The 5,146-nt window shown below is 44.2% G+C and carries 6 protein-coding genes and 2 pseudogenes; 3 read left to right on the top strand and 5 right to left on the bottom strand.

The genetic code is table 11. The features are described from left to right. Nucleotides 1–160 precede the first annotated feature (160 nt). Together HQK80_15200 and HQK80_15195 are read left to right on the top strand one after the other, a co-directional pair. Nucleotides 161–649 carry a dual specificity protein phosphatase family protein gene (locus HQK80_15200; GenBank protein ID MBF0223539.1) on the top strand — a complete coding sequence of 163 codons (489 nt, stop codon included), beginning with the start codon at nt 161–163 and terminating at the stop codon, nt 647–649. Nucleotides 650–722: 73 nt separating this feature from the next. Then, nucleotides 723–938 (top strand): hypothetical protein, encoded by a 216-nt coding sequence (locus tag HQK80_15195; GenBank protein MBF0223538.1) that lies wholly within the window; start codon nt 723–725, stop codon nt 936–938. A gap of 13 nt (nt 939–951) precedes the next feature. On the opposite strand, the gene HQK80_15190 is transcribed toward HQK80_15195, so the two are convergent. The 5 genes and pseudogenes from HQK80_15190 to HQK80_15170 all read right to left on the bottom strand — a co-directional run bounded on the left by HQK80_15190 (nt 952) and on the right by HQK80_15170 (nt 4,430). Next, nucleotides 952–2,406 (bottom strand): SDR family oxidoreductase, encoded by a 1,455-nt coding sequence (locus HQK80_15190; protein MBF0223537.1) that lies wholly within the window; start codon nt 2,404–2,406, stop codon nt 952–954. Further along, nucleotides 2,399–2,521, bottom strand: a pseudogene (locus tag HQK80_15185) (DUF1722 domain-containing protein). Before HQK80_15185 ends, HQK80_15190 begins: the two are co-directional and overlap by 8 nt. 930 nt (nt 2,522–3,451) lie before the next feature. Continuing rightward, a complete protein-coding gene (locus HQK80_15180; GenBank protein ID MBF0223536.1) occupies nt 3,452–3,730 on the bottom strand; it encodes a type II toxin-antitoxin system RelE/ParE family toxin in 279 nt (92 codons plus the stop codon). After that, the gene (locus HQK80_15175) at nt 3,723–3,968 is read right to left on the bottom strand and encodes a CopG family ribbon-helix-helix protein (GenBank protein ID MBF0223535.1); all 246 of its coding nucleotides are present in this window, start codon (nt 3,966–3,968) and stop codon (nt 3,723–3,725) included. The genes HQK80_15180 and HQK80_15175 overlap by 8 nt, the downstream gene beginning before the upstream one ends. 249 nt (nt 3,969–4,217) lie before the next feature. After that, a pseudogene (locus tag HQK80_15170) lies at nt 4,218–4,430 on the bottom strand (sodium:calcium exchanger). A gap of 232 nt (nt 4,431–4,662) precedes the next feature. Here HQK80_15170 and HQK80_15165 point away from each other — a divergent pair. Next, nucleotides 4,663–5,136 (top strand): intradiol ring-cleavage dioxygenase, encoded by a 474-nt coding sequence (locus HQK80_15165; protein ID MBF0223534.1) that lies wholly within the window; start codon nt 4,663–4,665, stop codon nt 5,134–5,136. The last annotated feature ends 10 nt before the right edge of the window (nt 5,137–5,146 follow it).

Raw genomic sequence — 5,146 nt, 5'->3', positions numbered from 1 at the left:
GTTTTGGGACAAGGAACAATGGGAACAAGATTGCAAACCATTATTGATTGCCTTCGATAAGTTTGAGCAGAAGTGCTTTGAAGATGGGTTGCTGTAGAATAGAGACAATAATCTCTTCCGCAGCTACAATACTCTTTTCTCAATACCCAAGGCATCAGCCATGAGCTTTTTTCACTATAGTTTTGAAAATGGACTGCTTGTTGGGTGTGAAACACTTTGGGGGAAAAATGACCCAAAGGAATGTATGTCTTTGCTTAAACAGAAATATAAAATTAAGCACCTGTTAACATTGACTACTCAGTTTATGACTTATCACGACAGAGAAGTTAAACGTCACCATATTCCGATTCAGATGATTCCAAATAAAGAGCAAGCAGATAAAGCGATCCTGATTATTGAAAATGCTCTAAAAAATAACCAAGCAATTGCGATCCATTGTACGAAAGGTATAGACCGTACGGGGTGTATCATTGGTTGCTTTTTAGTAAAGCAAGGCCATGATCCCGATGAAATTACAGACCAACTAGTTTACAACGTTGGCAAAAGGCTAAAAAGAAATAATCTCAGAAAAATTTTGGAGCCTTCTTACAAACTATTATTCGAATTTTCAGACTTTACAAAGTCAGCCATGATAAACTTGTCTAACTGACAGATGAGACGTGGTCAATTGGCTGGATTCCCGAGGCAAGATGGTATATATCATTACCCTCTACAGTTACCTTATGCTTCTCAATGTTATTATTGATGGGGGAGGCCTGCATAAAATGTACTTGCCGGTGAATATATCACTTTCTGCTCTTAATTTTTACAGCCATACAGAAAGTCACGGTGTTTTGGAAGCAGATTTTTTTGATGAGCCAGAAAATATTGCACTATTTTCTGTAAAAAAATCCAATTGTACAAAGTCCATATATCTCCTGACTATAGAAAAAAGCTGATCGACACCATTGATCAGGAATCGTGTTTAGCATTATCCACAAGGCTTTGGGCAAGGCCTTGGAATACCATGTTGTGAAACGGCAGGACTGACAGCCAGTAGAGACGGCCAAGGATCCCATTGGGGAGAAAATGTGCTGTCTGAACCAAGGTGTCTCCCTGGATGTCAAACTCCAGCCATGCTTTCCCAGGTAATTTCATTTGAGCAAGCAGGAGGAGTCGCTTATTTTCTTTGATGTCAGCAACTTTCCAGAAGTCCAAGGCGTCGCCGACCCTCAGTTTACCCTGTTGCCGCCTGCCCCGGCTTAAACCATACCCTCCGACAATCTTATCTAAGAAACCGCGAATCTGCCAGAGTATGTCATAACGGTTCCAGCCCGAGTGCCCTCCTAGAGCACAAATAGATTGAAACACCTTATCTGGGGGTGCTCCGTCCAATGAAATTCTTCGTTCATCTCGTACTACAGCTAAATGTGTATCGCCTTGATCTTTAATATCACAATATTTACCGGAGCTTGAATCACACCAGCGGCTTATGACTTGGTCGGTTTCAATCTCTTCAATGGCGCCGCGAACTGCTTGACGGTAATTTCTAGGTTTGATGTCAGGAAAATATTGTCGGGCGTTATTATTTAAAACAAGAGTCTCTGATTTTAACCCTTCTACTAAAGCGGATGCCATTTTAAAAGGGATAGGTGTAAAAAGTATAAGCCAGTAAGAAGACAATTTTGGTGACAAAAAAGGAACAGGGATAAGGGCCCTTTTTAAGTCCATTACATTTGCTGCTTCTTCCATCATTTCTTTAAAACTCATGGGTTCAGTGCCAATATCAACGACAGTATTGTGAGTGAAATTTACATCAATTGCTTTTTCAAGGTAAGAGACAACATCTTCAACGCCAATGGACTGGGTTTTTGTTTTGACCCATCTTGGAGTGATCATAATTGGCAGCTTTTGAACAAGGTTACGGATTATTTCAAAGCTGGCACTACCTGCACCAATTATGACACCGGCACGGAACCACACTGTTTGCAAAGATGTAGGAACACTTGATAATATTTCGCCTGTTTCAATACGGCTTAATAAATGACTGCTTGCAGAAGTTTTTACTCCGAGGCCGCCGAGGTAGATGATTTTTTTCACCCCGGAAGCAACTGCTACATCCCTAAAGTTTTTAGCACTTTCCCGGTCCAGTTTCTCAAAATCATCTCCAGAGCCCATGGAATGGATTAAATAGTACACTACATCAATATTCTTGAGTGCTTTGATGAGAGACTTTTGATTAAAAGTATCGCCCTCAACAACTTCAACCCTGTCAAGAACCTCAAGCCGCACTTTGTCTGCGTTTCTGACGAGAAGCCGGACATAGACATCCTGTCTTGCAAGCAAGCGTTCCTCAAGCCTGCGCCCAATATAACCAGTGGCACCGGTGATCAGAATTTTTATCTTTGAGTTGTCAGTGTCAGGCATGGTTTCTGAGTTTAAGTTCGACGGAATGAGGGTTCAGGTAATATTGTCTGGCTAGGTAGGGCTCATGGTATTTGCGAACATAATGATTAATAAGGGTAACTGGAACCAAAGATGGTGGGGTCATCAGATGGTGGGGTCAGGTCTCGAAATATCATTTTCTTACAAAGATGGTGGGGTCAGGTCTTGAAATATCATTTTCTTATATTTCAAGTCACGGTAGGAATGCCGGTTACCCGGCACCCCCTGTACAGATCCCAAGCATGCGGAATTATCGCACTGGGCTCCTGCCTCAGGTCAAACGCAGAAACATTAAATTAGGTGGTAGTGTTACGGCACCTACGCAGTGGGAATGCAATGCTTCGCTGTTTCTCGTACTCTGCTCCGTCCGATCAAAACTGCTTCCAGTCTCTGTGTACTGGTCATCGTCGTCTGAACATAGTTTCCCTTGGCCGAAGGACTTTCCTCCACGAATTCCGCTGGTGGTTGGCCGCATATCGCCCCGGTTGAACACCTTTGTTCATTAGCTTCATCGATACTATTCCTTCGTCCGACTTCCCAAGCGCGTACATATCGGGCGTTCGGTCACTGACCTTCACCGACCGGGCCAACTGTATTCCTCAGTTGGTCACACCTGGGATCTCCCGGTTTCCGTGCAAAGAGCTTGCGTACATGCACCAGTTCTCTGACTCCGCGGATCCGGTGTGCCACTCGCGATAGCGCAACGCACCGTTTTGCCTTCCCCACCAAATCACAGATAAGCGCAGACTTCGAGGTCAGCAATCCGAATAAGGTGATTTCGGAGCTCAATAGCCCTAGGCCTGCACGTACCCCTGTCAACGCTTCGCCGCTCCCTTACGGGTAGCCAACGCATGACTCGGAGGCCATAGCTGGTCGCTACCCTTTACCATGCAGGGGACTTTCACCCCTTACTCTCTGCCGGCTTTTACCGGCGCTTTCGACCTGCCCCCTTAACCCTCTTCAGGTGCGGCAGCTTTCCTAATCCTTTCTTTGATCAACCGAATTTTGCAGTGATGTAGGCGATATATTATGGCCAACACCGCGCGTGATGAAGGACCCGAAGAATTTGTACCACGCCATTCTTTATCCAGTAAACGACGATAAATGGTGTACCTGATACAACAAGTTCCTTGGTGTCGGTCAATCTTCCGGGCCTGCCCAGGTTTGGGTGATCCTGAAGGTTTTCTACTGCTTCTTTTACCCTGATTGCCATTCGTTTTGCAGCTGTAGGGTTATCTTGCGCTATATAGTCACCGGCGGAAATCAAGTCATCAAGAGCAGGAACAGACCATTCGATTTTACGCATTTTTTCCCCAGGTATTGAGAATTGCAATTGCTTGTTCGTGGCTTTTTACATCGCCATGTTGTGCAGCCGAAATACCTTCTTTTATCGCCTTCACATGCCATTCTTGGACATTGAGAAATTCTTCAATAGCTTGAGCTGCAAGAAATGATTTTGAGCGGTGAGTGGATTGTGCTAAAGCCGCTAAACGTTTAGCAACTTCAGGTGAAACCCTTGTCGAAAGTAAAGTTGTCTCGGTCATAATGGCCCTCTTTTGTTTACATTGTCATCAGAAATGATGATAGCGTGTGATTGGAAAAGATACAATATAAAACTTTCGTCTACTGGTGGAGTAAATGAAATGTGGACACGATTAATTTCTTTCAAGCCTGTAAAAAAAGGCCGTCCAGGTAAGTACCTCTAAAGAAGTTCTAACCAAAGTCCTCAGTTTAATTTATGCAATCATCTTTTAGAAATTGCATAAAGGGGGATGTGGCGACAAAAAGGCAGCTCAGGCCCAACCATCGTTGTCGGTGATGGTGCGTATGGCGGTAAGAGTCATGACGCCATCTCCGAAGTCGCCCCCGACCGGGTTTGTGACATCCATGTAAAAGAATTCATCCGGCTCGGGAAGTGCGTCTCCAATGACCTCAACCGGGATTGCCGCCTGGGTTTCGTCAGGGTAAAGAATGAACCGGCCGCTGGTCGCAAGGAAATCCTCCCCGGCTTTAGCTCGGCATTATTTTTGGCTGTTGCTCATCTCGACTATTTTAGCTAAATTGGTTGCTTTGAACATATTAGAGGTAACATTATGGAAAGTGCAGCTACAGAATTAAAACAACAGGTTAGGGAAGTAAAACTGAATTCCGGGGACACCATACTTAATTGAGTCTGGTCGAAGGCCCAAAGCCAAAAGTCAACATATCTCCCCGAGAAAAAGGTCTCCCCATACAACTATGAGAAAAAATACGATTTTAAATTGGCTTGTGGCACCTCTTTTGTTTGTTTTCCTGCTTTGTTCCTGTGAAACAAAGATCAGAGATTGCGAGCCAACGCCATTTGATGAGATTGGCCCCTTTTACCGGCCAAATGCACCAGTAAGAAATAAAATTGGCAATGGTCATTCTCTGACAGGTAGCGTTTTATCGGTGAAGAACTGTAGCCCTCTGCCCTTTACGAAACTTGAATTCTGGCAGGTCAATAGTGAAGGAGAATATGATGATGAACATCGAGCAACGGTGATCGCAGACGGCCAAGGGAAATATTCCTTTGAAAGTAACCTTCCAACCGATTATCTCGGCAGACTTCCCCATATTCATGTCAGAATTACATCCAAAAACCATGAAGAGTTAATCACACAGTATTACCCCAAGGAAGGTGTCAACCAAGCTGAATGGGACATCGTGTTGACTCCGTTGACAGATAGATGACGTTTTTTTT

It is taken from the genome of Desulfobulbaceae bacterium (assembly GCA_015231515.1).
Lineage (GTDB): Bacteria > Desulfobacterota > Desulfobulbia > Desulfobulbales > VMSU01 > JADGBM01.
Note: the sequence above shows the minus strand (reverse complement) of the source record. Positions and strands in the feature narration are given on the sequence as shown.